The sequence below is a fragment of the Pseudomonas sp. NPDC079086 genome (assembly GCF_044542155.1).
GTDB lineage: Bacteria > Pseudomonadota > Gammaproteobacteria > Pseudomonadales > Pseudomonadaceae > Aquipseudomonas.
Window position 1 is genome coordinate 1,581,037 of record NZ_JBITTY010000001.1, and the last position, 22,479, is coordinate 1,603,515.

Below are 22,479 nucleotides of genomic sequence, written 5' to 3' on the forward strand. Positions count from 1 at the left end.
CACCGTTTCAGGTGGCCAGCGTATGTCAGTTGCTAACCGGGCTCAGGCGCAGCAGATGGATGCGGCGGCTGTCGGCGTTGAGTACGCGGAAGCGGAATTCGCCGATCTGGGTGACTTCGTTGCGCTTGGGCAGATGGCCGAAGGCGCTCATCACCAGGCCGCCGACGGTGTCGAATTCGTCATCGGAGAACTCGGTATCGAAGGCTTCGTTGAAGTTTTCAATTGGTGTCAGCGCCTTGACCAGGAAATCGCCGCTGGGCAGCGGTTTGACGTAGCTGTCTTCTTCGACGTCATGCTCGTCTTCGATATCGCCGACGATCTGCTCAAGCACGTCTTCGATGGTCACCAGGCCAGCAACGCCGCCGTATTCATCGATCACCACGGCCATGTGGTTGTGGTTGGCGCGGAACTCACGCAGCAGCACGTTAAGGCGCTTGGACTCGGGCACGAAGGTGGCCGGGCGCAGCAGGTCCTTGATATTGAAATTGGGCTGTTCGCCCGAGAGGATCAGCGGCAGCAGATCCTTGGCCAGGAGGATGCCGACGACGTCATCAAGGCTCTCACCGACCACGGGGTAGCGCGAGTGCGCCGCTTCGATGATCGAGGGCAGAAATTCCTTGGGCGTCTGGTTGGCCTTGATGCTCATCATTTGTGAGCGCGGCACCATAATGTCGCGAACCTGCAGGTCAGCGACCTGAATTGCACCTTCAACGATGGCCAGTGCTTCGCTGTCGAGCAGCTTGTTCTGATGCGCTTCGCGCAGCACTTCCAGCAATTCCTTGCGGTTTTTCGGCTCATGAGCAAAAGCCTGGGTCAGTCTGTTAAACCAGGACTTCTGCTCGTTGCTCGATCGGTCTTCGCTCATGGTGGTTACTCAGGAACCTTTTGTAATTTCAGTTGGGTTGTAGGGGGCATTTATTCGTGGTCGGCGTAAGGGTCGGGGTGCCCCAACTCAGCCAGCAATTCTCGTTCCATCGCTTCCATCTCTTCGGCTTCTTCATCCTCGATGTGGTCGTAGCCGAGTAGGTGCAAGCAGCCGTGGATCACCAGGTGCGCCCAATGCGCTTCGCTGGTTTTCGCCTGTTCCTGGGCTTCGCGCTCAACCACCGGCACGCAGATCACCAGATCACCGAGTAGCGGAATATCAAGCATCTCGTCCGGCACATCGGCAGGGAAGGATAGTACGTTGGTGGCGTAATCCTTATGTCGCCAGGTGTGATTGAGCTCGCGGCCCTCAGCTTCATCGACCAGGCGAATGGTCAGCTCGGAGTCGGCACTGCGCTGGCGCAGGGCAAGCTCGCACCAGGTGCGGAACTGCGCCTCGCTCGGTAGGGTCGCGGCGTCGCTGGCGATCTGCAGGTCAAGCTCAAGCATTGCGCTCATCCTGCTCGTCATCCAGCTTGCCGTGCATGCGGTTGTCGTAGCGCTCGTAGGCTTCGACAATGCGCTGCACCAGTGGGTGGCGCACCACGTCCTTGGGCTTGAAGTGGGTAAAGCTGATGCCCGGGACGTCACGCAGCACGTCGATCACGTGGGTCAGGCCGCTCTTGGTACCGCGCGGCAGGTCGACCTGGGTGATATCACCGGTGATCACTGCGGTGGAGCCGAAGCCGATGCGGGTGAGGAACATCTTCATCTGTTCCAGGGTGGTGTTCTGGCTTTCGTCGAGGATGATAAAGCTGTTGTTCAGCGTGCGGCCGCGCATATAGGCCAGTGGCGCGACTTCAATCACCTGTTTCTCAATCAGCTTGGCCACCTGTTCAAAGCCGAGCATCTCGTACAGCGCGTCGTAGAGCGGGCGCAGGTAGGGGTCGATCTTCTGCGACAGGTCGCCTGGGAGGAAACCGAGCTTCTCGCCGGCTTCGACCGCCGGGCGTACCAGCAGGATGCGGCGAATCTGTTCGCGCTCCAGGGCATCCACGGCACAGGCCACGGCCAGATACGTTTTGCCGGTACCGGCCGGGCCGACGCCAAAGTTGATGTCGTGGTCGAGAATGGCTTTGACGTAGCGCTGTTGATTAGCGCCGCGCGGGCGAATCATGCCCTTGCGGGTGCGCAGGGCGACGCTGGCTTCGACGGTTGGATTGCTCATTTCCTCGATGCCGGACTCCTGCAGAAACAGGTGCACCAGGTCGGGCGACAGTTCGGTGTTTTCGGCTTCGCGGTACAAGCGGCGCAGCAACTGCTCGGCAGCGCGGGTCTGACCCGCAGTGCCAACCAGTTCGAACTGGTTGCCGCGGTTGCGCAATTCAATGCTCAGGCGCTGTTCGATCAGGCGCAGGTGCTCATCAAATTGGCCGCACAGGTTAGCGAAGCGGCGAGCCTCAAAGGGTTCAAGGATAAAACGGAGTGGTTCTATGGGTGCGTTCAAGGTCGTGTGATGGCCGCCAGTCGGCTGGGGTAGTGAAACGAAGAATAGCGCTAGCGGCCGCGAGGGGGAAGCTCGGGCCGCTGCGGCTTTAGTTGCAGACGGTTTCGCTCAGTAGCGTGCCGCGCAGCGAGTTGGGCATGGCTTCGTCGATATGCACGTCGACAAACTGGCCGATCAGGCGCGGATTGTCGCTACGGAAGTTGACCACCCGATTGCTCTCGGTACGGCCCTGGAGCATGCCGGGGTCCTTCTTCGAGTAATCGTTGACCAGAATGCGCTGCACGGTGCCGGCCATCCGTCGGCTGTTCTCGAAGCCCTGCTGGGTGATGCGGTGTTGCAGCAGTGCCAGGCGCTGTTTTTTCAGTTCCAGCGGGGTGTCGTCTGGCAGGTCCGCCGCTGGGGTGCCGGGGCGCGCGCTGTAGACGAAGGAGTAGCAGAAGTCGAAACCGACATCCTCGACCAGCTTCATGGTCTGCTCGAAGTCCTTCTCGGTTTCACCAGGGAAGCCGACGATAAAGTCCGAGCTGATCAGAATGTCCGGTACGGCGGCGCGCAGCTTGCGGATGCGCGACTTGTATTCCAGTGCGGTGTGGTTGCGCTTCATCGCCGCGAGAATCCGGTCGGAGCCCGATTGCACCGGTAGGTGCAGGTATTTCACCAACTCGGGGATCTCGGCGTGGGCCTGGATCAGCGCGTCGGAGAATTCCAGCGGATGGCTGGTGGTGTAGCGAATGCGGTCGATGCCATCGATGGCCGCCACGGCGTAGAGCAGCTCGGCGAAGTCGGCAATCTGCCCATTCTGGGTGGCGCCACGGTAGCCGTTGACGTTCTGCCCGAGCAGGGTGATTTCACGCACGCCGTGTTCGGCCAGGTGGATGATCTCGCCGAGCACATCGGTCATGGGCCTGCTGACTTCTTCGCCACGGGTGTAGGGCACCACGCAGAAGGTGCAGTACTTGCTGCAGCCTTCCATCACCGAGACGTAGGCGCTGGGGCCATCGACGCGTGGTTCGGGCAGACGGTCGAATTTCTCGATTTCGGGGAAGCTGATGTCGACCTGGGCGATCTTGGTGGTGCGCGCGGCGTCGATCATTTCCGGCAGGCGGTGCAGGGTCTGCGGGCCGAAGACCACGTCGACGTAGGGCGCGCGATCACGAATCGCTGCGCCTTCCTGGCTGGCCACACAGCCGCCGACGCCGATCACCAGGTCGGGGTTGGCAATCTTCAGCTTTTGCCAACGGCCGAGTTGCGAGAACACCTTGTCCTGGGCTTTTTCACGGATCGAGCAGGTGTTGAGCAGGATGATGTCAGCGTCTGCTGCCTTCTCGGTGACTTCCAGGGCTTGATGTTCGCCCAGCAGGTCAATCATGCGCGAGCTGTCGTACTCGTTCATCTGGCAACCGTGGGTTTCGATATAAAGCTTCTTGGTCATGCGCGCTCAAAAAGGGTGATTCGAAGAACCGAGCATTATAGAGGCCGAAGGCTCGGGTTCCTAGCGTTGGCTGCTAGGCGGCTATGCTATGATCCGCGCCCTTTCAATTAATCCTTCGGTACGAACTGCATAGCCATGAGCAAGCGCGAGCCCATCTACAAGGTGATTTTCCTCAATCAGGGTCAGGTGTACGAGATGTACGCCAAGCAGATCTTTCAAAGCGATCTGTGGGGCTTTCTGGAAGTGGAGGAGTTCGTCTTCGGCGAGCGCACCCAGGTGGTGGTCGATCCCAGCGAGGAAAAGCTCAAGGCGCAGTTTGACGGTGTGGTGCGCAGCTTTATCCCCATGCACGCGATCATCCGCATCGACGAAGTCGAGCGCCTGGGCACTCCGAAGATCAGCGAAGCCAAGGGCGGCGGTAATGTTATGCCGTTCCCAATGCCGATGCCGGATAAGTAAGAACCTGCATACGATCTGCTGTGCGTCGGCCCTGCTGCGTTAAAAACAGCCTCGGCAAGCCGCTTGCGGCAACGCGCTTTAGCGCGACCCGAAGGGCGAGTGAAACGAGTAATGCTCATGTACAAAAGTACACTCCGCTTCCTCGCCTGCTTGACCAGCCGTAGGCTGTTACTAACGTAGCGCCTTGCAGTGCTCTAGCTCGCGAGATCTTAAGCAGCGTCTACGCGTGTTAGATGTGTTGAATCAGGGCAGTGGTGCGAACGGCGAGGTGAGGGTGTCGGCGTTTTGCAACTCCAGCAGGTAGTTGCGGAAAATCTGCCCCAGCACCTGGCTGGCGATTTCCAGTTCATCGCGCGGCATCTGTGCGGCGATCAGGTCAGCGCTGTCCATGGCTTCGTCCGAGCCGTTTACCGCCGCCATTTTCAGCACGATATAGGCCTGCACAGCGTTTGCCTGCACGCCTTCGCCTCGGAAGAACATCATGCCCAAGCGGTACTGCGATTGCGCATGGCCTTGCAGCGAAGCCTGTTCGAACCATTTCAGCGCCTGGCTGAGATCGCGTTCGACCCGCTTGCCGTCGTAAAAAAACTCGCCCAGCTCGAACTCCGCCTGCAGGTCGCCATTCAGCGCGGCTTGCTCGCAGGCCTCGAGGGCGGCGGGCAGTTCTTCGGGGGCGGTGTTGAGTGAGCAGCTGCCAAGCGCAGGGATCAGCAAGGAGTTGCCGCTCGCAGAGGCGAGCAGTGGCAGCAGGAGCAACAGGCAGCCCAGGGACAGGGTGCGGCCGGTGCGTTTCATGAAAATCCATTTACCTCGGGGTGCACAACAGGCGATGTACCTGGCCGCCGGAACGCGGCAGCCATCACATTATGAAATAAGCCGCGGGGTTCTTACAAAGTCTTTACCGGGTTTTCTTCTGTATGGCCCAGTTTTGCACTAGCCGGCAGGCTAAGCAGCAGCCAGGCAAGCAGTGGATAGGCCAGTGTCAGCAGGGCGTGGAACAGGTCAACCCGGCGTAACGAACCGATAAAGCCCTGGGTGCCGACGGCCAATCCGGCCAGCAGAAACAGTCCGACCACCGCAATCGCCGCAGCCAGTGGCGCGCGCCTGGGCCATTGCATGGCGCCGGCATAGACAATCAGCAGCAGGGTCGCCAGATTCAGCAGTAGGCGGTAATCCTCCAGCTGGTTCATCTGGCGGAACAATTCGAAGAATGCACACAGCCCCAGCAGGATGCGACCCCAGTTGGCGCGGCTCCATTGCCAGCCGCGTCCTAGCGCCAGCGCTGCTGCTCCCAGCAGCGGTAAGCCGAGGAAGCCGCTGGCCTGGCTTAGCCATAGGTGCGCAGCTTGCGCGTTGGGGTCTATACCAAAGCGAATTACCCCGACGGCAGCCGCAGCGGCCGGCAGCAGAAACCCCAGAAGGGCGCAGAACAGCGCCGGCTGATCAGCCTCGCCATAGTGCTTGCGGGCTTTGCCGATGGCGATTGCGCAAGCCAGGCAGGCCAGTGCCAGGACAGCGTCACTAAAGGCGGTGCTGTACTGCATCAGGCTTTCTTCATCTCGGCGAAGGCACGCTCAGCGGCGTCCAGAGTGATTTTCAGCTCAGCATCGCCATGGGCGATGGAGGTGAAGCCGGCCTCGAAGGCACTCGGGGCCAGGTACACGCCGCCGTCCAGCATCAGGTGGAAGAAGCGCTTGAAGCGTTCGACATCGCTGGCCATCACATCGTCAAAGGTGACGATATCGTCGGCGCCGCTGAAATACAGGCCGAACATGCCGCCTGCCTGGGTGGTGACGAACGGAATACCGGCCGCATCGGCACGGTCCTGTAGGCCTTGCAGCATACGGCTGGTGTAGCCAGTCAGCTCGGCGTGGAAGCCAGGACGTTTGATCAGGCGCAAAGTAGTCAGGCCGGCGGCCATGGCCAGCGGGTTACCCGACAGGGTGCCGGCCTGGTACACCGGGCCGAGCGGGGCGATGCAGTGCATGATTTCGCGCTTGCCGCCGAAGCAGCCAACGGGCATGCCGCCACCGATGATCTTGCCGAAGGTGGTCAGGTCCGGGGTTACACCGTAATACGCCTGAGCGCCGCCAAGGGCAACGCGGAAACCGGTCATTACTTCGTCGAAGATCAGCACCACGCCGTGCTTGTCGCACTGCTCGCGCAGGCCTTGCAGGTAGCCCGGTGCCGGCGGTACGCAGTTCATATTGCCGGCTACCGGCTCGACGATGATACAGGCGACGGTCGAGCCGACCTCGCGGAGCATCTGCTCGACGGCGGCCAGGTCGTTGAATGGCAGGGTCAGGGTGTGTTTGGCGAAGTCCGCCGGTACGCCAGCGGAGCTGGGAACGCCCTGGGTCAACAGGCCAGAGCCGGCTTTGACCAGCAGGCTGTCAGAGTGGCCGTGGTAGCAGCCTTCGAACTTGATGATGTTGTCGCGGCCAGTGTAGCCACGGGCCAGACGGATGGCGCTCATGGTCGCTTCGGTGCCGGAGCTGACCATGCGCACCATTTCCATCGACGGCACCAGGCTGCATACCAGGTCGGCCATCTCGGTTTCCATGGCGGTCGGTGCGCCATAGGACAAACCGTGCTGCAGTTGATTGCGCACCGCGTCGAGTACTTCCGGGTGGCTGTGGCCGAGGATCATCGGGCCCCAGGAGCCGACATAGTCGACGTAGCGCTTGTCATCTTCATCGGTGACGTAGGCGCCTTCGGCATGCTTGAAGAACAGCGGCGTGCCGCCGACACTTTTGAACGCGCGCACCGGAGAGTTAACGCCGCCAGGGATGTGCTTTTGCGCGTTGGCGAAGAGGGTTTCAGAACGGGACATGGCAGGGCCTCTCAAGCTGGGAGTCGGGGCGAGCCGTGTCGCCCCTGAAAACGATTAGTTAGAAATAAACAGGGCACTAAAGGCGCGGGCGCGGCGCTCGACTTCGGCGGCCGAGTCGGCGCCGAACAGGCCGTGCACCACTGCAACCATGCTGGCGCCGTGGGCGATCAGCGTGGGGGCGTTGTCCAGGGTCACGCCGCCGATGGCGACAATCGGCAGGTTGATCTTGGCTTTCGCCGCAGCCAGCAACTCGACGTCAGCTGACGGAGCGCCAGGTTTGGTGGTGGAGTTAAAGAAACGACCAAAGGCGACATAGCTGGCGCCTTCCTTGGCTGCAGCCTCGGCCAGCTCGAGCTGGGCGTGGCAGGTGCCGCCGATGATCGCTTTGCGTCCGAGCAGTGCGCGGGCGACGGACAGCGAACCATCGCCTTGGCCCAGGTGCAGGCCTACACCCAAGCGGGCGGCCAGTTCGGCGTCGTCATTGATGATCAGTGCTGCGCCATAGCGGTTGCACAGCTCGCGCAGGGCCTCGGCTTCGCGCAGGCGGCGTGCGTCATCGCTGGATTTGTCGCGGTATTGCAGCAGCCTCGCGCCGCCTTTGAGTGCGGCTTCGACGTAAGGCAGCAGTTTGCCCTTGAGCAGCTCGCTGTCGGTGATGGCATATAGGCCACGCAGTTTCATCTGAGGCGCTCCATCAGCAAAAGTCTAGGGGCAGGCGGCGTGGGATGTACTGGCCATGGCCCGGCTGTTCAGCGTCGCGCAGGGTGCGCCAGGTGTAGTCGAGGGCAAATTGCACAGCGCTGACCAGTTCCTGGCCTAGGGCCAGGCGGCCGGCGAGGGTGCTGGCCAGGGTGCAGCCAGAGCCATGGTAGCTGCCGGGCAGACGCTGGCAGGTAAAGGTGTGGCGGCTACCGTCACGTGAATACAGGCGATTGTGCACTTCGTGTTCATCGCCATGGCCGCCGGTGATCAGCAGGTGCCTGATATAGGGCAGCAGCTTCTCTGCACATTCGTCGGCGCTGCCATCAGGCAGTTCGGCGAGGATGCGCGCTTCTGGCAGATTTGGCGTGGCGATGGTCGACACGGCAAACAGGCGCTCGCGCATGGCGTAGCCAACTTCGTCCTTGCCCAGTGCGCCGCCTCCGCCGGCGCGCAGCACCGGGTCGCAGACCAGCGGGATACCCGGCAAACGTTGCATGATTTCCAGTACGGTTTCGACCATCTCGACCGAGCCAAGCATGCCCAGCTTGACGGCTTCTACGGGTAGATCGTTGATCACCGCATTGGCCTGGGCCAAGACCCAGTCGCGGTCGAGCACGCGAAAGTCGGAAACGTTGACAGTGTCCTGAACGGTCAGCGCGGTCACGGTGGGAGCAGCGTGACAGCCTTGGGCGAGCAGGGCTTCGATATCGGCTTGCAGGCCGGCACCACCACTTGGGTCATGACCGGACAGGCACAGCACTACGGGGCGAGAGGTAGGCATTTTCATGGTGCGCGAGCTTACCACCAAACCACGGCTTGCAGACCCCGAAACGCCAGGAAAGCCCGCCTGGCGGACGATCTGTCGCACGCGCATACCGTGCTGCAGCCTGTGTTAGTTAAGGTGAAAAACCCCAGGCAGTTCAGGTTTTTCCTGGGCCTCTGGCGCAAATGCCTATGCTAGAGTGCTGAGCTTCTGAATACACCGTTCCTGCAGCGCTGTTTAATGCACTGTTGGCATACTTTGGCTGAGCTGCATGCACTACATCCTTCTCTGTTTCTTCATGCTGGTGCCAGGGTTGGCCGGGGCATTGGTTTTTGACGAAAACACCCGCAGCCTGCCGCTCGGCAAGGCCATGTCGGTATTTGAGGATGTTCGCGGCGATGCCAGCATCGAGGACATCACCTCGCCTGCCCTGCAGGCCAGTTTCCGTCAGCACGACAAAGGTGTACTGAACGCCGGTTATTCGCGCTCGGTGTTCTGGCTGCGCCTGGATCTGGAATATCGTCCGCAACAGGCCACAGGTGCGCAGCCCTGGTTACTCGAGCTGGCTTATCCGCCGCTTGATCATGTGCAGCTGTTCCTGCCCAATGCACAGGGGCGTTATCAGCTGAGTCAGCACACTGGCGATGCCTTGCCGTTCTCCAGTCGCGAAATCAAACAGCACAATTATGTGTTTGAGCTGAGGTTGCCGCCGGCGCAACCGCAAAGCGTATACCTGCGCCTGGAAAGCCAGGGCTCGATTCAGGCACCGCTGACCCTGTGGGCACCGAATGCCTATCTGGAAGAGCAGCCGGCACGCATCTACGTGTTGGGTATCATCTACGGCGTGCTGCTGGTGATGTTGATCTACAACCTGTTTATCTTCCTCAGCGTCCGCGACACCAGCTACCTGTATTACATCCTTTATATAGCCTCGTTCGGCTTCTATCAGCTGTCGGTTAACGGCGCGGCTATCGAATATTTCTGGCCCAACAGCCCCTGGTGGGCGAACGCTGCCACGCCGTTCCTGATTGGTGCGGCGGCGCTGTTCGGCTGTCAGTTCGCCCGCAGCTTCCTGCATACCGCCGAGCACAGTCCTTGGGTCGATCGTGCGTTGTTGCTGATGATGGCCTCCGGCGTGCTGGTGATGACCCTGGCACTGACGGCCAGTTACGCCCTGTCGCTGCGCTTGGCCACCTACCTGGCGCTGGGCTTTACCGTGGTGATCTTCAGCGCGGGCATCCTCGCCTGGATGCGCGGTATGCGCGTGGCGCGCTATTTCATCATCGCCTGGACTGCATTTCTCGCCGGCGGAATGATCAATACGCTGATGGTGTTGGGCTACCTGCCGAACATGTTCCTCACCATGTACGCCAGCCAGATCGGTTCGGCGCTGGAAGTAGGCCTGCTCTCGCTGGCACTGGCCGACCGCATCAACGCAATGAAGGAAGAGCGCACGCGCATCCTGCAGGAGGCCGGGCTCAAGCTCGAAGCCTTCAACCAGGAACTGGCCAACAGCAACCGCCTTAAGGATGAGTTCCTTGCCACCGTCACCCACGAGCTGCGCACACCAATGAATGGGGTGATCGGTTCGCTGGAGCTGATGCAGATGCTTGAGATCGACGGTGAACTGGCGCACTACCAGCGCACGGCCGCCAGCTCTGCCCGCGACATGATGCGCATGGTCAATGACATTCTTGCCCTCACCGAACTGCAAGCGGGCCGCCTGTATCCACGGCGCGAGCCATTCAGCCTGCGCGGTCTGTTCGATGGCCTGCGTGCGCAGTACGCGCCGCGCGCCGAAGAAAAGGGTCTGCGCTTTATTCTGGAACTGGACGACAGCCTGCCGGATACCTTGGAAGGCGACGCCAGCAAACTGCTGCAGAGCCTCAATTGCCTGCTGGATAACGCCATCAAGTTCACCTTGCATGGCGAGGTGCGGGTAAGGGTCAGTCGTGGCGGCACGGCCAGCGATATTTTGCCGCTACGCATCGAGGTGATCGACAGCGGCGTGGGCTTCGCGGTGCCGGCCGACGCTAAGCTGTATCAGCGCTTCCAGCAGCTGGATGGTTCGATGACCCGCGAGTACGGCGGCCTGGGTATTGGCCTGGCAATCTGCCGGCAACTGGTCGACCTGCTCGGCGGCGACCTCAGCCATGAATCCCAGCCAGGGCAGGGCAGCTGTTTCCGCCTGGAGCTGCCGCTGGCCTTGCCCGTGCAGATGACCACTCCGGCCGCAGTGGTGCTGCGCGCCACCGGCCCGGCGCTGCGCGCGCCTGAGCAGTGCACGGTATTGATCGTCGAAGATAACGCGATCAATCAGCTTGTGACCCGCGGCATGTTGCTCAAGCTGGGATATCAGGTGCGTACCGCTGACAACGGTGCCGAAGCGTTGGAAGTGTTGCGCAGCGCGACCGTTGACGCGGTGCTGCTGGATTGCCAGATGCCGGTCATGGATGGTTTCGCCACCTGCCGCGCGCTGCGCAACCTGCCTGGCTGTCAGCTGCTGCCGGTGCTGGCGATTACCGCCCACAGCCACAGCGGCGACCGCGAGCGCTGCCTGGCCGCTGGGATGAGCGACTACCTGGCCAAACCGGTGAAGTTCGAGCAGCTGCGTAATCTGTTGCATGACTGGGTGCTCTGCCGCGAGTCCTGATCCCTTAGGTGGCATGCGCCAACGGCTGGCCAATATGCCCGCTGTTGTGCCCGGAATCGCCCTTTAGCCAAACTCTGAATCCTGATTCACTTGATCAATAGTGAATCAGGATTCAGACCATGGCTTATCGCACCACTGCACTGCGTATCGATCGCGATCAAGCCCTGCGCGAGCGCATTATCGACGCCGCGCTTGCACGGGTTGCCGAGGGCGGTTTTGCGGCGTTGACCATGCAAGCGCTGGCCGAGGATGTTGGCATCGCCACTGGCAGCCTGTATCGCCACTTCAGCAGCAAGGGAAGCCTGGCAGCCGAGGTGTTTGCCGTGGCCAGCCAGCGTGAAGTCGATGCGTTGGCCGCCACCATGCGCGGAACCGGTCGTCCGGAGCAACGCCTGGGCGCAGGGCTTGAGCGCTTTGCGGCGCGGGCCTGGGACAGCCGTCGTTTGGCCTTTGCCCTGATCGCCGAGCCGGTTGATTCGGAAGTCGACGAGCAGCGCCTGTTCTACCGCGAAGCCTACGCGGAGCTGTTCGTTGAGTTGTTGCAGGAAGGCGCCGCGCTCGGCGTATTCCGCGTGCAGCAGATCAACCTGGTTGCTGCCTGCTTGGTTGGCGCCATCGCCGAAGCGCTGGTCGGCCCTTTGTCGCCGCCAGCGCGTGCGGCCCGCGAAGCCGGTTACCCCGCCCCCAGCCTGGCTGAAGTCAGCCAGGCCTTAGTCACCTTTTGTCTACGCGTCGTGGGCGCCCCATTGCCTGAAGAGGAGCCTCAGCCATGAACGCCAGCCAACACGCCGAAACCCATGAAGTGTTCAATCAAGTGCCGTCGCTGGATGGCGCCAATCTGTACCGCGTCGACCTGCCGCTGCAAGAGTGGACCAAGCGTTTTGGCGGTGGCTGGGCCGAGCAGCGTCTGGATGTATATGGCGGTCTGGCCGGCGGTGAGCTGATGGTCGCTGGTTTTCTCGCTAACGAAAATAAGCCGGTGTTTAAGAGCCATGACCGTTATGGTCATCGTGCTGATTTGGTTGAGTTTCACCCGGCCTACCACCAGTTGATGAGCGCCGCTATCGAACACGGCCTGCCGTCCATGCCCTGGACTGACCCGCGTGCCGGTGCCCAGGTGGCACGTGCCGCGATGAGCTACCTGCACAGCCAGGCCGAAGCCGGTAGCGGCTGCCCGCTGACCATGACCTTCGCCAGCGTGCCCGCACTCAAGCTACAGGCCGATGTGGCCGAGAAGTGGTTGCCAAAAATCCTCTCGACCCAATACGACCCGCGCAACCTGCCGATAGAGCAGAAAACCGGGGCGACCATCGGCATGGCCATGACCGAGAAGCAGGGCGGTACTGATGTGCGCGCCAACACCACGCGGGCTTATCCGGTTGGCCTGGGTGGCCCGGGTCAGGCCTATGAGCTGGTTGGCCATAAGTGGTTCTGCTCGGCGCCGATGTGCGATGCCTTTCTGACCCTGGCGTATACCGCTAAGGGGCTGACCTGCTTTCTACTGCCACGCCATCGTCCGGATGGTTCGCGTAACGAGTTCTATATCCAGCGCCTGAAAAACAAGCTGGGCAACTGGTCGAACGCCTCCAGCGAAGTGGAGTTCCGCGGCGCGCTGGCCTGGATGGTCGGCGAGGAAGGCCGCGGCGTGCCAACCATTATCGAGATGGTCGCGCTGACCCGCTTCGACTGCATGATCGGCTCCAGCGCGCTGATGCGTCAGGCGCTGACCCAGGCCGCGCACCACTGTGCCCATCGCCAGGTGGGCGGCCGCGTGCTTAGCGAACAGCCGTTGATGCAGAACGTACTGGCTGACCTGGCCCTGGAAAGTGAGGCGGCGCTAGCGTTGACCATGCGTATGGGCAAGGCGCTGGATAATCCGCACGACGAGCAGGAAGACAAGTTCGCTCGGCTCGTCACCGCTGTGGGCAAATACTGGATCTGCAAACGGGCGCCGGCCATGATCAACGAGGCCGCCGAATGCATGGGCGGCGCCGGTTATGTCGAGGAAACCATCCTGCCGCGCCTGTACCGCGAAGCACCGGTCAATTCCACCTGGGAAGGTTCGGGCAACGTGCAATGCCTGGACGTGTTGCGTGCCCTGTCTAAGGAACCAGGTGTGCTTGATGCGCTGTTCCATGAGCTGGGCGACGGCCACGGTGATGCAAGGCTCAAGGCGCATGTTGCCAAGTTGCAGGCGGATTTCCGCGACACCGCCGATATCCAGTACCGCGCTCGCCAACTCACCGAAGACGTGGCTTTGGCGCTGCAAGCCAAGTTGCTGCTGGAAGCCGGTAATGCGGCGGTGTCTGATGCCTTTATCGCCAGCCGCCTGGGCGGCCAGGGTGGTCGTGTCTACGGCACCTTGCCGCGCGGAGTGGAAGTTGAGGCGTTGTTGGCGCGCAGCACGCCGCACCTGGTGTGAGGTGTATGCCCGTCTAGCAAGGGCTTTTGCGCGAATTGCAGTGTTCTGCTTTACCTTGAGCCCGGTCCTCTGCGCCGGGCTATGTCATTTCTGCGTGCGGCCGGGTAAGGTGGCCGCCGATGGTTCCGCAGCGTGTTACGCGAGCGGATGAAAAGGGAACATGGTGGGTACTGCTACACGTACCGAAGCCATGGCTGCCCCCGCAACTGTAAGCGGCGAGCGACGCCCACATGCCACTGACCGCAAGGTTGGGAAGGCGGGCGAAGTAGTAAACCGTGAGCCAGGAGACCTGCCATCGAAGCCGGGCACGATGCCCAATCCCTCAATCCAGATCATCGCGCGGTGGGCGCGGTACAGGAATCTCTATGCACATCGAACCAGAAGTCGTTACTGGCGCCAAACTCTTCCTCAGTTATGCAACCGCAGCGGGTGCCTTTGGCCTCACGGCCAAGCTTGCCCTCGACAGCGTACGCAGCAACGGCGGCATTGCTGCCCTGACCTTACGTAGCCTGCTGACCACTGCGTTGGTGTTTTGCTTCTTCGAGGTCTTTCCGCATCAGGCGGTTGGCGTTTCCGAAGTACACCTGATCCTCGGCTCAACTCTGCTGCTGCTGTTTGGCGCCGGGGCAACGGCTATCGGTCTGGCGCTTGGCCTGTTGCTGCAGGGGCTATTGTTCGCTCAGTTCGACTTGCCGCAGTACGGCATGAACGTGACCACGCTGCTGGTACCGCTGTGGGGTATCAGCCTGCTGGCCAAGCGCCTGATTGCGCCGGGCACCGCGTATGTGGACCTCTCCTACAAGCAGGCGCTGGCGCTGTCGACGGCTTATCAGGGTGGCATCGTTGCCTGGGTCGGTTTCTGGGCGGTCTACGGTAACGGCTTCTCCGGCGAGAACCTGGCTGCCGTCGGTAGCTTCGGTTTGGCCTATATGAGCGTGATCCTGATCGAGCCACTGGTCGATCTGGGTGTGCTGGCCGCCGCCAAGGCGCTGTCCGCCTATAGCCGTGGGCCGTTGTTCAACGCGCGGCTGCACCAGCCTGCCTGATTGATCACCGGCGGCGCTGCCAGATCAGCTTGCCGGTATTGCTCTCAGTGACCAGGTACTGGTCACTGAAGCGATAGTAGGCGGCAGGCTGATAGTCACTGCGGCCTTGCATCTGCACCTCCAGCAAGCCGTTGTTGCTCTGCCAGCGCCCGCTGTATTGCAGCTCGCCAGGGCTGTCGTAGTTCCAGTCTGAGCCGCCTGCCACGCTGCGCGTCCATTGCGAAACGCTGCCGTCATCACTCAGTTGCAGAATCATCTGGGTGGTCATCGACGCGAAATTGGCGCCGCCGCTGTTGATGATTTTCTCGTGTATCCAGGTTCCGATCAGCGCTGGGTCGCGTGTTGCACTGCTGCTTGGGCGGCTACTTTGCGTGGCCGCTGCAGCGCTAATGTTTTGCCGGTGGAACAGCGCCTTGCGTTCCAGGGTTGCTCCGGTAGTCGGATTGCGCGCGGCGATATGGGTGTTGAGCACGCCATTGGCGTAGGTGGCATTCATATTGGCGATCAACTGCCCGGATTGCGGTTCGCTGATCTGCGCGCTGAGCAGTTGGCCGTCAAAGCTGCCGCTGATCTGCAGGCGCAACGTGCCGCCCTCGATATATTCCCCGCTGACTTGCTGGCCTTGACTGCGCAGGTGCATTTCGGCTGGCTGGCCGTCCAGCGTAGTCAGGTAGTGGCCGTCCAGGGTGTCGGCCAGCAGAAAACTGGGTAATAGGCACAGCACAAGTGTGAGCAGGGCGCGCGGCATGCGTTTTCCTCAGGAACTGGGGTTGTTGAAGATTAGCTGTTGTTGCTTGACCTGGGGGCGGCCTCGCACTTGCAGACTGACTGTGCAGCTTAACGAGGAGCGTTGCCATGACCCGTGAACACGCCTTTTGGCAAGAATACCAACTGGCCCGCGCCCAGTGCGGCTTTGATCCAGCCGCCGAGCTACACCATCTGGAGCGAGCGCATATTCTCGGTCAGCGTTATTTCAACGAGCACTTGCGCAGTCATTTGTGGATGCTTGCATGGGCTTGGCGCCAGCGTGACTGGGCCGAAGGGCTGGCGCAGTTGCTGCGCATTCCCGGTAGCCTAGGCTCGTTGTTAGGCCTATTACCCTCGGGGAATCCGGGTACGCGTCGCGTCGGTCCGCTGACCCCTCAGGATATTCCTGAGGATCTGCAAGCGCTGCTCAAGTAGCCAGCACAGGCAACACCGCGCTATCGCAAACGCGGCGGATCAGGGCAAGATAGAGCCATTACGTTCAGCCAGGAAGGTGCCTTGTGAACCCTTGCTCCGATGACTTTATTGTCGCCAAAACCGCTGAAGAAGCGGTGGATCGTCTGGCCGCTCTGCACCTGCAGGCGACCACCGCTCTCAGTCAGGCGCTCAAGCGCTACCTGAAAGAGCGCATCAAGCCAGATGCCGCCCAGCAGTGCCAGTTCCGTTACCCAGAGCTGCGCCTGATCTATCTGTGTCAGGGCGAAGTGCCGACCACTGTGCGTGCTTATGCCAAGGTGCAGGTGCCGGGCACTTACAGCATCACCGTCACGCACCCTGCGGCGTTTCGTAAGTACCTGCTGGAGCAGCTGCGTCCGCTGATGAGCGACTTCACCGTGCGGGTTGAAGTGGGCATCAGTCAGCAGAACATCCCTTACCCCTATGTGGTTGAGCAGGGCGACGAGCTGGCTGGCTCCGGTGTGACCGCCGCCGAACTGGCGCGGGTGTTCCCCAGCACCGACCTCTCCGCTGCCACCGATGGCACTGCTGATGGTTTGTATGACTGGGAAAACACCGACCCGCTGCCGCTGGCGCTGTTCGATGCGGCGCGGGTGGATTTTTCCCTGCGCCGTCTGGTGCATTACACCGGCAGCGACTGGCGACATGTGCAGCCGTGGATTCTGCTGACCAACTACCACCGTTATGTCGACCAGTTTATTCGCCATGGTTTGGATATGCTGGTGGGCGAGTCGCGCTTCACCCGCATGGTGCTACCGGGCAATGTAGTCATCGAGCGTGGCATGGCCGAAGGCGAGATGCAGGCAATCATCGAGACGGTGGTTTGGCACCGTTATCAGATGCCTGCCTATCACCTGCAGAGTGATAAGGAGGGTGACGGCATTACCCTGGTCAATATTGGCGTCGGCCCGTCCAACGCCAAGAACATCACCGACCACCTGGCCGTGCTGCGTCCGCATTGCTGGCTGATGATTGGCCACTGCGGCGGCCTGCGCCAATCGCAGACCATCGGCGACTATGTACTGGCCCACGCCTACATGCGTCGCGACGGCATTCTCGACCGTGTATTGCCGCCGAATATCCCGCTACCGGCCCTGGCCGAGGTGCAGCAGGCGTTGCAGGAGGCTGCCAAACAGGTCACTGGTGAACAGGGCGATGAGCTGAAAAAGCGCTTGCGTACCGGTACCGTGCTGACCTACGACGACCGTAACTGGGAGCTGCGCTGGGCTCAGGAACGGCCGCTGATCAACCTGTCGCGCGCCGTGGCGGTGGATATGGAAAGCGGCACCATCGCCGCGCAAGGCTATCGCCTGCGGGTGCCCTACGGCACGCTGCTGTGTGTATCGGACAAGCCGCTGCACAGCGAAATCAAGCTGCCGGGGGCGGCGGGAGCGTTCTACGAACGCGCCGTCACCCAGCACCTGCACATTGGCATCACCGCTCTCGACCTGTTGCGCAACCAGCTCAACTCGTTGCACTCACGCAAGCTGCGCAGCTTCGACGAACCGCCGTTCCGTTAGTCGGGGCGATTTTGTGGCCCACCGCACAGGATTAGGCGGCTGGGCTGCGAATGGTCGCGCAGAGGGTTAGGCTGTGCGACCTGCAAACATGACAAGGAGTGTTGTATTCATGGATCGAGCCCAGGTTTTACTCGAAGGCTTGTGGGAACCTTTCAGTTTTCTTCCCCTATTTGGCTACAGCTGTCTCGGTCTGCTACTCGGTGCTGTCGCCGGGCTGCTGCTGACCTTGCAATTGCAGCGCCGAGGCTGGCTGGCGCGGCGCAACCGCTGGCATCACTGGCTACTCAAACTGTACTTTCTGCTGTTACCCGTTAGCGGCGCCTTTCTCGGCGTGCAGGCGGGGTTGCTGTATGGCGGCCAGCAACAGGTTCATCGCCATCTGGACAGTTATGCGCCGCTGGTACAAGGCGTGGCGGATGGTATCTGGCAGGACTTCTCCACTTACTTGCAGGCTCAAGATCAACAGGTCATGACGCGCGAACTGCAGAGCACCAGTGTGCAGGCCGTACTTAATCATATGGCTGCCCAGTACCTGCAAGCGCAGCTTCTGGCCCGTGCGCCGCAGTTGGAGGAGGCCTCGTTGAGCGAGCGCATCGGCCTCCAGCTATTCGACTACTTACAGGCCAGCCTGCTGAGCGCAGCGGTGCGCGATACGGCAGTAGAGCAGGCCAATAAATACACTGGGGTGGACCGCCAGGTGGTGTTCGATGTACTCGATGCGCGGGTTGAGCAATTGTTCCAGGCTGACTTCCTGTTGGGCCTGCTCAAGCGCCAGCTAGCTCAGGTGCTCAAGCCGTTTTACCTAACGCTACTCGCGTTGTTGGGGTTGTTGCTTGCCATGATCGGCGCCGAACTGTGGCTGTCGCGCAGGCTGCGGCAATGGCCCCAAGGGTTCGTTGAGGTTCAAGCAGCACCGGGTACATTGCCGGCTCAGTAGTGCTGGGTTTATCGCGGTCTCGGCGCGCCGTGTGCCTTGTGGTGCAGCGCGCTTTCCAGCCACTGACAGAAGCTACGGGTCAGTGGCTCGTGTTCGCTGTCACGGTGGATCAGCCAGGCCCAATTAGCGCCGCGAATGGTCTGTTCCACCAGCGGTTGTAATGCTCCGCTGTTGCGCGCCTGTTCGGCCAGCAACTGGCTGACCAGGGCAATCCCAAGCCCCTGGCAAGCGGCATCCAGCAGCAGGCCCAGATCCGAGAAGTTCAGGCCTTGGCTCTGTTGGCCGACATCCGCACCGCCCTGGACCTGCCAGTGACTCCAATCCATCTCCCTTTCGCCGTGCAATGTCGTGCGCTCGGCTGCTGCCTGGCTTAACAAGCTGGGGTGGCACGCAGGGTAGAGGCGATCTTCCAGTAATACACGAAAGCTGCACTCGGCCTGAGCACTGAGGTCGTCACGCACGGCGATATCAATGGTTTGGGTGGCCATGTCCGGGGTTTCATCGGTGGTTAGCAGCCACAGATCAACCTCAGGATGCAGGCGATGAAACTCACCCAGGCGCGGCACCAGCCAGTGGCGAGCGAAGGCTGGCGTGGTGTTGACCACCAGTTGGTTGGGCTTGCGGTATTGCTCCAGGCGGCGGATGCCCACCGCCAGCTGCTGTAGCAGTGACTGGGTGGTGCTGAGCAGGTCATGTCCGGCATCGGTGAGCGCCACACTGCGCCCGCTCCTGAAGAACAGCGGCTGTTCGAGAAAGCTTTCCAGGCTGCGGATCTGTTGGCTGATTGCCGACTGGGTGAGGTGTAGCTCTTCGGCGGCTTTGTGGAAACTGCCCAGGCGGGCGGCGGCTTCGAAGCCGCGTAGGGCGTTCAGGGGAGGCCAGTGCTTGAGCATGATTGATAAGTTCTGCTAATCAAAAGTGTGCAAAATCTATCGTTAGTCGCGTGATTTTTACAGGCCTAGCATACAAGTCATCACCGCTTTTGCGGTTTTCAGTGATAACAAAGTCTTAACTGAAAGGTATTTGTATGCAGCATGAAGCAGTCGCGCAGAACGCTTGGATGATGCCCGCGGAGTGGGCGCCGCACGCCGCCACCTGGATGGTCTGGCCACATAATCGGGCGTTGTGGGAGTCGACCTGGGGCGTGACCCTGGCCGAGGTGCAGGTCGATTTCGCGCGGGTGGTCAATGCCATTGCTCGTTTCGAACCGGTGAAGCTGGTGGTCGACCCGTCGGCCATCGAGCGCGCCCGAGAGCTGTGTGGGGCCAATATCGAGCTGATTGTGCTGGCGGTCAACGACAGCTGGTGCCGCGACTCCGGTCCGAGTTTCATCTGCCACCCGCAATTGGGTCTGGCTGGGGTCAGCTGGCGCTTCAACGCCTGGGGCGGCAAGTCCGATCACGACCTCGACGAAGGGCTTGCCCGACGTGTCCTCAATGGTCTCGGCCTGGAGTGCTTTGGCACCTCGCTAAGCAACGAGGGCGGCGCGATCCATGTCGATGGTGACGGCACACTGATTACCACTGAGTCGGTACTGCTAAACCCCAATCGCAATCCGGGCATGAGCAAAGCCGAGATGGAAGGTATTTTCGCCCGTTTGCTCGGAGTGAAGAAAACCATCTGGCTGCCAGGCGACCCGGACTATGTCACTGGCGACATGACCGACGGCCACATCGATGGCGTATGTGCCTTCGCCAAACCAGGTGCGCTGCTGGTAGATGCGACCCGTGATCAGTCTTCGCTGTATGCCGAAGTGGTGCGCGAGAATCGACGGGCTCTGGAACTGGCCACTGACGCCCGGGGGCGCAGATTCGAGATGCTTGAGCTGTTCGAGGCCACCGCTGCGGTGGACACCGAGGCTGAGGTGTTCTGCGCCTCGTACACCAACTTCTACATCTGTAATGGCGCGATCATCATGCCGGCCTACGGCATTGCTGCTGACGATGAAGCGGCGGCGACACTGCGCATGGCATTCCCAGGTCGCGAAGTGGTGCCGGTGCAGATCAATCAGCTGGCCCATGGCGGTGGCGGCGTGCATTGCATCACCCAGCAGCAGCCGGCCTGGCCGCTGCCAGGGGTGAAGTGATGAGCACACTGACGGTTGCCACCACCCAGTTCGCCTGTAGCTGGAACCTTGAGCACAACCTTGATCAAGCCGAGCAGCTGGTACGCGAAGCAGCGGCCAAGGGGGCTCAGTTGATCCTGCTGCAGGAGCTGTTCGCCACACCGTACTTCTGCATCGAGCAGGACCATAAACATTTGGCGCTGGCCGAGGAGTTTGGCCAGAGCCGCGTGCTCAAGCGCTTCGCGGCCCTGGCCAAGGAGCTGGGCGTGGTGCTGCCGCTGTCCTGGTTCGAGAAAGCCGGCAACGCCTACTTCAACTCGCTGAGCGTGGCCGATGCCGATGGGCGCCTGCTTGGCGTGTACCGCAAGACCCACATTCCCAACGCTATCGGCTATCAGGAGAAGGAATACTTCAGCCCTGGCGACACCGGTTTCCGGGTTTGGGATACCGCCTATGGGCGCATCGGCGTAGCCATTTGCTGGGATCAGTGGTTTCCAGAAACTGCACGCTGCCTGGCTTTGCAGGGTGCCGAGGTGCTGTTGTTTCCCACTGCCATTGGCTCTGAACCGGGCGCCGCAGCGCTGGATTCGCGTGACCACTGGCAGCTCACGCAGCGCGGCCATGCTGCCGCCAACATCCTGCCGGTGGTAGCCGCCAACCGTGTCGGCCATGAAATGGCTAGCACGGATCCGGCCCTACAGATGAGCTTCTACGGCTCGTCCTTTATCACCGACCACAAGGGCAAGTTGCTCGCTGAGGCCGACCGTGACAGTAGCGGCGTATTGGTGCGCGAGCTGGATCTGGCGGTCATGCGTGAGGAGCGCCTGACCTGGGGCATCTACCGGGATCGCCGCCCAGAAATGTATGGGTCGCTGCTGGGGCTGGATGGCAGCAACACCCATGTGCATTGGCATGATCGAGGAGTTCGGCTATGACCCTTAGCAAACCGCTGTTGCTCGCCTCTCTGGGCCTTGCGCTTGGCTGCGCCCAGGCGCACGCCGAGGATGAGGCCAAGATTCTGCGTCTGTACAACTGGGCGGATTATTTCGCCGAAGACACGCTGACCAATTTCACCGAGGAAACCGGGATCCGGGTGATCTACGACGTGATGGAGGGCAGCGAGACGCTAGAGGCCAAGATGATGTCGGGCAATAGTGGCTACGACCTGATCTTCCCGGGTGATACCGTGGCCGAGCGCCTCATGCGCGCGGGTGCGCTGCAAAAACTGGTGCCAGAGAAGCTTGAATACCTGGCTGATATCGAGCCAGGGCTGCGCAACCTGCAGACCCAGTATCCCTATTCGCGGCACGCTACAGTGCCGTACACCTGGGGCAGCATCGGCATCACCTACAACGCAGCAGTGATCAACAAGCGCCTGGTCAATGCGCCGGTAAACAGTCTCGATCTGCTGTTCAAACCGGAACTTGCGGCCAAGTTTGCCGATTGCGGTATTTCCATGATCGACTCACCGGACGAAGTGCTGGCCGTGGTGCTCAACTACCTAGGCCGTTCGCCACGCAGCGCTGAGGCTGCTGACCTCAAGGCCGCCAGTGAGCTACTGGCGTCGATCAAACCCTATATCCGCAAGTTCCAGTCGCAGCCAGTTACTGATCTGATCAATGGTGATCTGTGTCTGTCGCTTGGCTACAGCGGTGATGTCACCCAGGCCCAGCGCACGGCCAGCGCTGCTGGAAAATCGATGGACTTCCAGTACCGCATTCCGCGTGAAGGCACCACGGTGTGGATGGACACCATGGCCATTCCGGTGGATGCCCGTCACCCAGAGTACGCCTACGCCTTTATCAACTTCGTCATGCGTCCGGCGAACATGGCAGCAATCAGTAACTTCACTGGCTATCCGACGTCCAGTGCCAAGGCCAGGCCGCTGGTCGATGCGGACATGCGTAACAACCCGGATATCTACGTTGATGAAGTCGCTTATGCGCGACTAATCCCCGGCAAGGACATCCCGCAGCGCGACATGCGTGCGCGCATGCGGGCGTGGACCACTTTTAAAACCACCGCCAGTAACTGAACCACCCATTTCCGAGGGGC

General features: G+C 61.1%; 22 protein-coding genes and 1 riboswitch. Of the genes, 11 read left to right on the top strand and 11 right to left on the bottom strand.

What is annotated here, in order from left to right; translation table 11 throughout:
• Positions 1-25 precede the first annotated feature (25 nt).
• The 4 genes from ACIGEK_RS07355 to miaB all read right to left on the bottom strand — a co-directional run bounded on the left by ACIGEK_RS07355 (position 26) and on the right by miaB (position 3,803).
• A complete protein-coding gene (locus tag ACIGEK_RS07355) occupies positions 26-865 on the bottom strand; it encodes an HlyC/CorC family transporter (protein WP_397492656.1) in 840 nt (279 codons plus the stop codon).
• A 50-nt stretch (positions 866-915) separates the two neighbouring features.
• Entirely contained in the window at positions 916-1,374 is a 459-nt protein-coding gene (gene ybeY / locus ACIGEK_RS07360; RefSeq protein WP_397492657.1) for an rRNA maturation RNase YbeY, read from the bottom strand.
• Positions 1,367-2,371 (bottom strand): PhoH family protein, encoded by a 1,005-nt coding sequence (locus ACIGEK_RS07365; protein WP_397492658.1) that lies wholly within the window; start codon positions 2,369-2,371, stop codon positions 1,367-1,369. The genes ybeY and ACIGEK_RS07365 overlap by 8 nt, the downstream gene beginning before the upstream one ends.
• Positions 2,372-2,459: 88 nt before the next feature.
• Complete coding sequence (gene miaB, locus ACIGEK_RS07370; RefSeq protein ID WP_397492659.1) at positions 2,460-3,803, bottom strand: tRNA (N6-isopentenyl adenosine(37)-C2)-methylthiotransferase MiaB; 1,344 nt, start codon at positions 3,801-3,803, stop codon at positions 2,460-2,462.
• 135 nt (positions 3,804-3,938) lie between these two features.
• Between miaB and ACIGEK_RS07375 the strand changes: the two genes are divergently transcribed.
• Positions 3,939-4,262 (top strand): DUF1820 family protein, encoded by a 324-nt coding sequence (locus ACIGEK_RS07375; protein ID WP_090249225.1) that lies wholly within the window; start codon positions 3,939-3,941, stop codon positions 4,260-4,262.
• A gap of 243 nt (positions 4,263-4,505) precedes the next feature.
• On the opposite strand, the gene ACIGEK_RS07380 is transcribed toward ACIGEK_RS07375, so the two are convergent.
• The 5 genes from ACIGEK_RS07380 to ACIGEK_RS07400 all read right to left on the bottom strand — a co-directional run bounded on the left by ACIGEK_RS07380 (position 4,506) and on the right by ACIGEK_RS07400 (position 8,584).
• Complete coding sequence (locus tag ACIGEK_RS07380) at positions 4,506-5,057, bottom strand: tetratricopeptide repeat protein (RefSeq protein ID WP_397492660.1); 552 nt, start codon at positions 5,055-5,057, stop codon at positions 4,506-4,508.
• A gap of 92 nt (positions 5,058-5,149) precedes the next feature.
• The gene (locus ACIGEK_RS07385) at positions 5,150-5,806 is read right to left on the bottom strand and encodes a hypothetical protein (protein ID WP_397492661.1); all 657 of its coding nucleotides are present in this window, start codon (positions 5,804-5,806) and stop codon (positions 5,150-5,152) included.
• Positions 5,806-7,095 carry a glutamate-1-semialdehyde 2,1-aminomutase gene (hemL, locus tag ACIGEK_RS07390; RefSeq protein ID WP_397492662.1) on the bottom strand — a complete coding sequence of 430 codons (1,290 nt, stop codon included), beginning with the start codon at positions 7,093-7,095 and terminating at the stop codon, positions 5,806-5,808. The genes ACIGEK_RS07385 and hemL overlap by 1 nt, the downstream gene beginning before the upstream one ends.
• A gap of 54 nt (positions 7,096-7,149) precedes the next feature.
• Complete coding sequence (thiE, locus tag ACIGEK_RS07395; RefSeq protein ID WP_397492663.1) at positions 7,150-7,776, bottom strand: thiamine phosphate synthase; 627 nt, start codon at positions 7,774-7,776, stop codon at positions 7,150-7,152.
• 13 nt (positions 7,777-7,789) lie between these two features.
• Complete coding sequence (locus tag ACIGEK_RS07400; protein WP_397492664.1) at positions 7,790-8,584, bottom strand: hydroxymethylpyrimidine/phosphomethylpyrimidine kinase; 795 nt, start codon at positions 8,582-8,584, stop codon at positions 7,790-7,792.
• 247 nt (positions 8,585-8,831) lie between these two features.
• On the opposite strand from ACIGEK_RS07400, the gene ACIGEK_RS07405 reads away from it, so the two are divergent.
• The 4 genes from ACIGEK_RS07405 (at position 8,832) to ACIGEK_RS07420 (ending at position 14,681) form a co-directional block, all read left to right on the top strand.
• Positions 8,832-11,213 carry a 7TM diverse intracellular signaling domain-containing protein gene (locus ACIGEK_RS07405; RefSeq protein ID WP_397492665.1) on the top strand — a complete coding sequence of 794 codons (2,382 nt, stop codon included), beginning with the start codon at positions 8,832-8,834 and terminating at the stop codon, positions 11,211-11,213.
• Positions 11,214-11,332: 119 nt separating this feature from the next.
• A complete protein-coding gene (locus tag ACIGEK_RS07410) occupies positions 11,333-11,986 on the top strand; it encodes a TetR/AcrR family transcriptional regulator (protein WP_397492666.1) in 654 nt (217 codons plus the stop codon).
• On the top strand, positions 11,983-13,635 hold the full coding sequence (locus tag ACIGEK_RS07415) for an acyl-CoA dehydrogenase family protein (RefSeq protein ID WP_397492667.1): 1,653 nt from the start codon (positions 11,983-11,985) through the stop codon (positions 13,633-13,635). The genes ACIGEK_RS07410 and ACIGEK_RS07415 overlap by 4 nt, the downstream gene beginning before the upstream one ends.
• Positions 13,636-13,738: 103 nt before the next feature.
• Positions 13,739-13,947, top strand: a riboswitch (cobalamin riboswitch).
• A 53-nt stretch (positions 13,948-14,000) separates the two neighbouring features.
• The gene (locus ACIGEK_RS07420; RefSeq protein ID WP_397492668.1) at positions 14,001-14,681 is read left to right on the top strand and encodes an energy-coupling factor ABC transporter permease; all 681 of its coding nucleotides are present in this window, start codon (positions 14,001-14,003) and stop codon (positions 14,679-14,681) included.
• A gap of 4 nt (positions 14,682-14,685) precedes the next feature.
• On the opposite strand, the gene ACIGEK_RS07425 is transcribed toward ACIGEK_RS07420, so the two are convergent.
• Positions 14,686-15,429 carry a hypothetical protein gene (locus ACIGEK_RS07425; protein WP_397492669.1) on the bottom strand — a complete coding sequence of 248 codons (744 nt, stop codon included), beginning with the start codon at positions 15,427-15,429 and terminating at the stop codon, positions 14,686-14,688.
• Positions 15,430-15,536: 107 nt separating this feature from the next.
• Here ACIGEK_RS07425 and ACIGEK_RS07430 point away from each other — a divergent pair, with 107 nt between their 5' ends.
• The 3 genes from ACIGEK_RS07430 (at position 15,537) to ACIGEK_RS07440 (ending at position 18,359) form a co-directional block, all read left to right on the top strand.
• Positions 15,537-15,863, top strand: coding sequence for a DUF3703 domain-containing protein (locus ACIGEK_RS07430; protein WP_397492670.1), 327 nt, complete (start codon positions 15,537-15,539; stop codon positions 15,861-15,863).
• 83 nt (positions 15,864-15,946) lie between these two features.
• Positions 15,947-17,422, top strand: a complete 1,476-nt coding sequence (gene amn, locus ACIGEK_RS07435) for an AMP nucleosidase (protein WP_397492671.1) — start codon at positions 15,947-15,949, stop codon at positions 17,420-17,422.
• Positions 17,423-17,531: 109 nt separating this feature from the next.
• Positions 17,532-18,359 (top strand): hypothetical protein, encoded by an 828-nt coding sequence (locus tag ACIGEK_RS07440; protein ID WP_397492672.1) that lies wholly within the window; start codon positions 17,532-17,534, stop codon positions 18,357-18,359.
• An 8-nt stretch (positions 18,360-18,367) separates the two neighbouring features.
• Here the strand turns inward: ACIGEK_RS07440 and ACIGEK_RS07445 are convergent, their stop codons facing one another.
• Entirely contained in the window at positions 18,368-19,252 is an 885-nt protein-coding gene (locus ACIGEK_RS07445; protein ID WP_397492673.1) for a LysR substrate-binding domain-containing protein, read from the bottom strand.
• A gap of 134 nt (positions 19,253-19,386) precedes the next feature.
• Between ACIGEK_RS07445 and ACIGEK_RS07450 the strand changes: the two genes are divergently transcribed.
• Genes ACIGEK_RS07450 through ACIGEK_RS07460 form a run of 3 tightly spaced genes read left to right on the top strand, consistent with a single transcriptional unit; the run spans position 19,387 to position 22,459 of the window.
• Complete coding sequence (locus ACIGEK_RS07450) at positions 19,387-20,445, top strand: agmatine/peptidylarginine deiminase (protein WP_397492674.1); 1,059 nt, start codon at positions 19,387-19,389, stop codon at positions 20,443-20,445.
• A complete protein-coding gene (gene aguB / locus ACIGEK_RS07455) occupies positions 20,445-21,359 on the top strand; it encodes an N-carbamoylputrescine amidase (RefSeq protein WP_397492675.1) in 915 nt (304 codons plus the stop codon). The genes ACIGEK_RS07450 and aguB overlap by 1 nt, the downstream gene beginning before the upstream one ends.
• Positions 21,356-22,459: an extracellular solute-binding protein gene (locus tag ACIGEK_RS07460; RefSeq protein WP_397492676.1), complete on the top strand. Its 1,104-nt coding sequence runs from the start codon at positions 21,356-21,358 to the stop codon at positions 22,457-22,459. Before aguB ends, ACIGEK_RS07460 begins: the two co-directional genes overlap by 4 nt.
• Positions 22,460-22,479: the final 20 nt, after the last annotated feature.

Coding starts and splice junctions, on each gene's coding strand:
- ACIGEK_RS07355 (WP_397492656.1), bottom strand. CDS start 865: ATGAGCGAAGACCGATCGAGCAACGAGCAGAAGTCCTGGTTTAACAGA.
- ybeY (WP_397492657.1), bottom strand. CDS start 1,374: ATGCTTGAGCTTGACCTGCAGATCGCCAGCGACGCCGCGACCCTACCG.
- miaB (WP_397492659.1), bottom strand. CDS start 3,803: ATGACCAAGAAGCTTTATATCGAAACCCACGGTTGCCAGATGAACGAG.
- ACIGEK_RS07375 (WP_090249225.1), top strand. CDS start 3,939: ATGAGCAAGCGCGAGCCCATCTACAAGGTGATTTTCCTCAATCAGGGT.
- ACIGEK_RS07380 (WP_397492660.1), bottom strand. CDS start 5,057: ATGAAACGCACCGGCCGCACCCTGTCCCTGGGCTGCCTGTTGCTCCTG.
- ACIGEK_RS07385 (WP_397492661.1), bottom strand. CDS start 5,806: ATGCAGTACAGCACCGCCTTTAGTGACGCTGTCCTGGCACTGGCCTGC.
- hemL (WP_397492662.1), bottom strand. CDS start 7,095: ATGTCCCGTTCTGAAACCCTCTTCGCCAACGCGCAAAAGCACATCCCT.
- thiE (WP_397492663.1), bottom strand. CDS start 7,776: ATGAAACTGCGTGGCCTATATGCCATCACCGACAGCGAGCTGCTCAAG.
- ACIGEK_RS07400 (WP_397492664.1), bottom strand. CDS start 8,584: ATGAAAATGCCTACCTCTCGCCCCGTAGTGCTGTGCCTGTCCGGTCAT.
- ACIGEK_RS07405 (WP_397492665.1), top strand. CDS start 8,832: ATGCACTACATCCTTCTCTGTTTCTTCATGCTGGTGCCAGGGTTGGCC.
- ACIGEK_RS07410 (WP_397492666.1), top strand. CDS start 11,333: ATGGCTTATCGCACCACTGCACTGCGTATCGATCGCGATCAAGCCCTG.
- ACIGEK_RS07415 (WP_397492667.1), top strand. CDS start 11,983: ATGAACGCCAGCCAACACGCCGAAACCCATGAAGTGTTCAATCAAGTG.
- ACIGEK_RS07420 (WP_397492668.1), top strand. CDS start 14,001: ATGCACATCGAACCAGAAGTCGTTACTGGCGCCAAACTCTTCCTCAGT.
- ACIGEK_RS07425 (WP_397492669.1), bottom strand. CDS start 15,429: ATGCCGCGCGCCCTGCTCACACTTGTGCTGTGCCTATTACCCAGTTTT.
- ACIGEK_RS07430 (WP_397492670.1), top strand. CDS start 15,537: ATGACCCGTGAACACGCCTTTTGGCAAGAATACCAACTGGCCCGCGCC.
- ACIGEK_RS07440 (WP_397492672.1), top strand. CDS start 17,532: ATGGATCGAGCCCAGGTTTTACTCGAAGGCTTGTGGGAACCTTTCAGT.
- ACIGEK_RS07445 (WP_397492673.1), bottom strand. CDS start 19,252: ATGCTCAAGCACTGGCCTCCCCTGAACGCCCTACGCGGCTTCGAAGCC.
- ACIGEK_RS07450 (WP_397492674.1), top strand. CDS start 19,387: ATGCAGCATGAAGCAGTCGCGCAGAACGCTTGGATGATGCCCGCGGAG.
- aguB (WP_397492675.1), top strand. CDS start 20,445: ATGAGCACACTGACGGTTGCCACCACCCAGTTCGCCTGTAGCTGGAAC.
- ACIGEK_RS07460 (WP_397492676.1), top strand. CDS start 21,356: ATGACCCTTAGCAAACCGCTGTTGCTCGCCTCTCTGGGCCTTGCGCTT.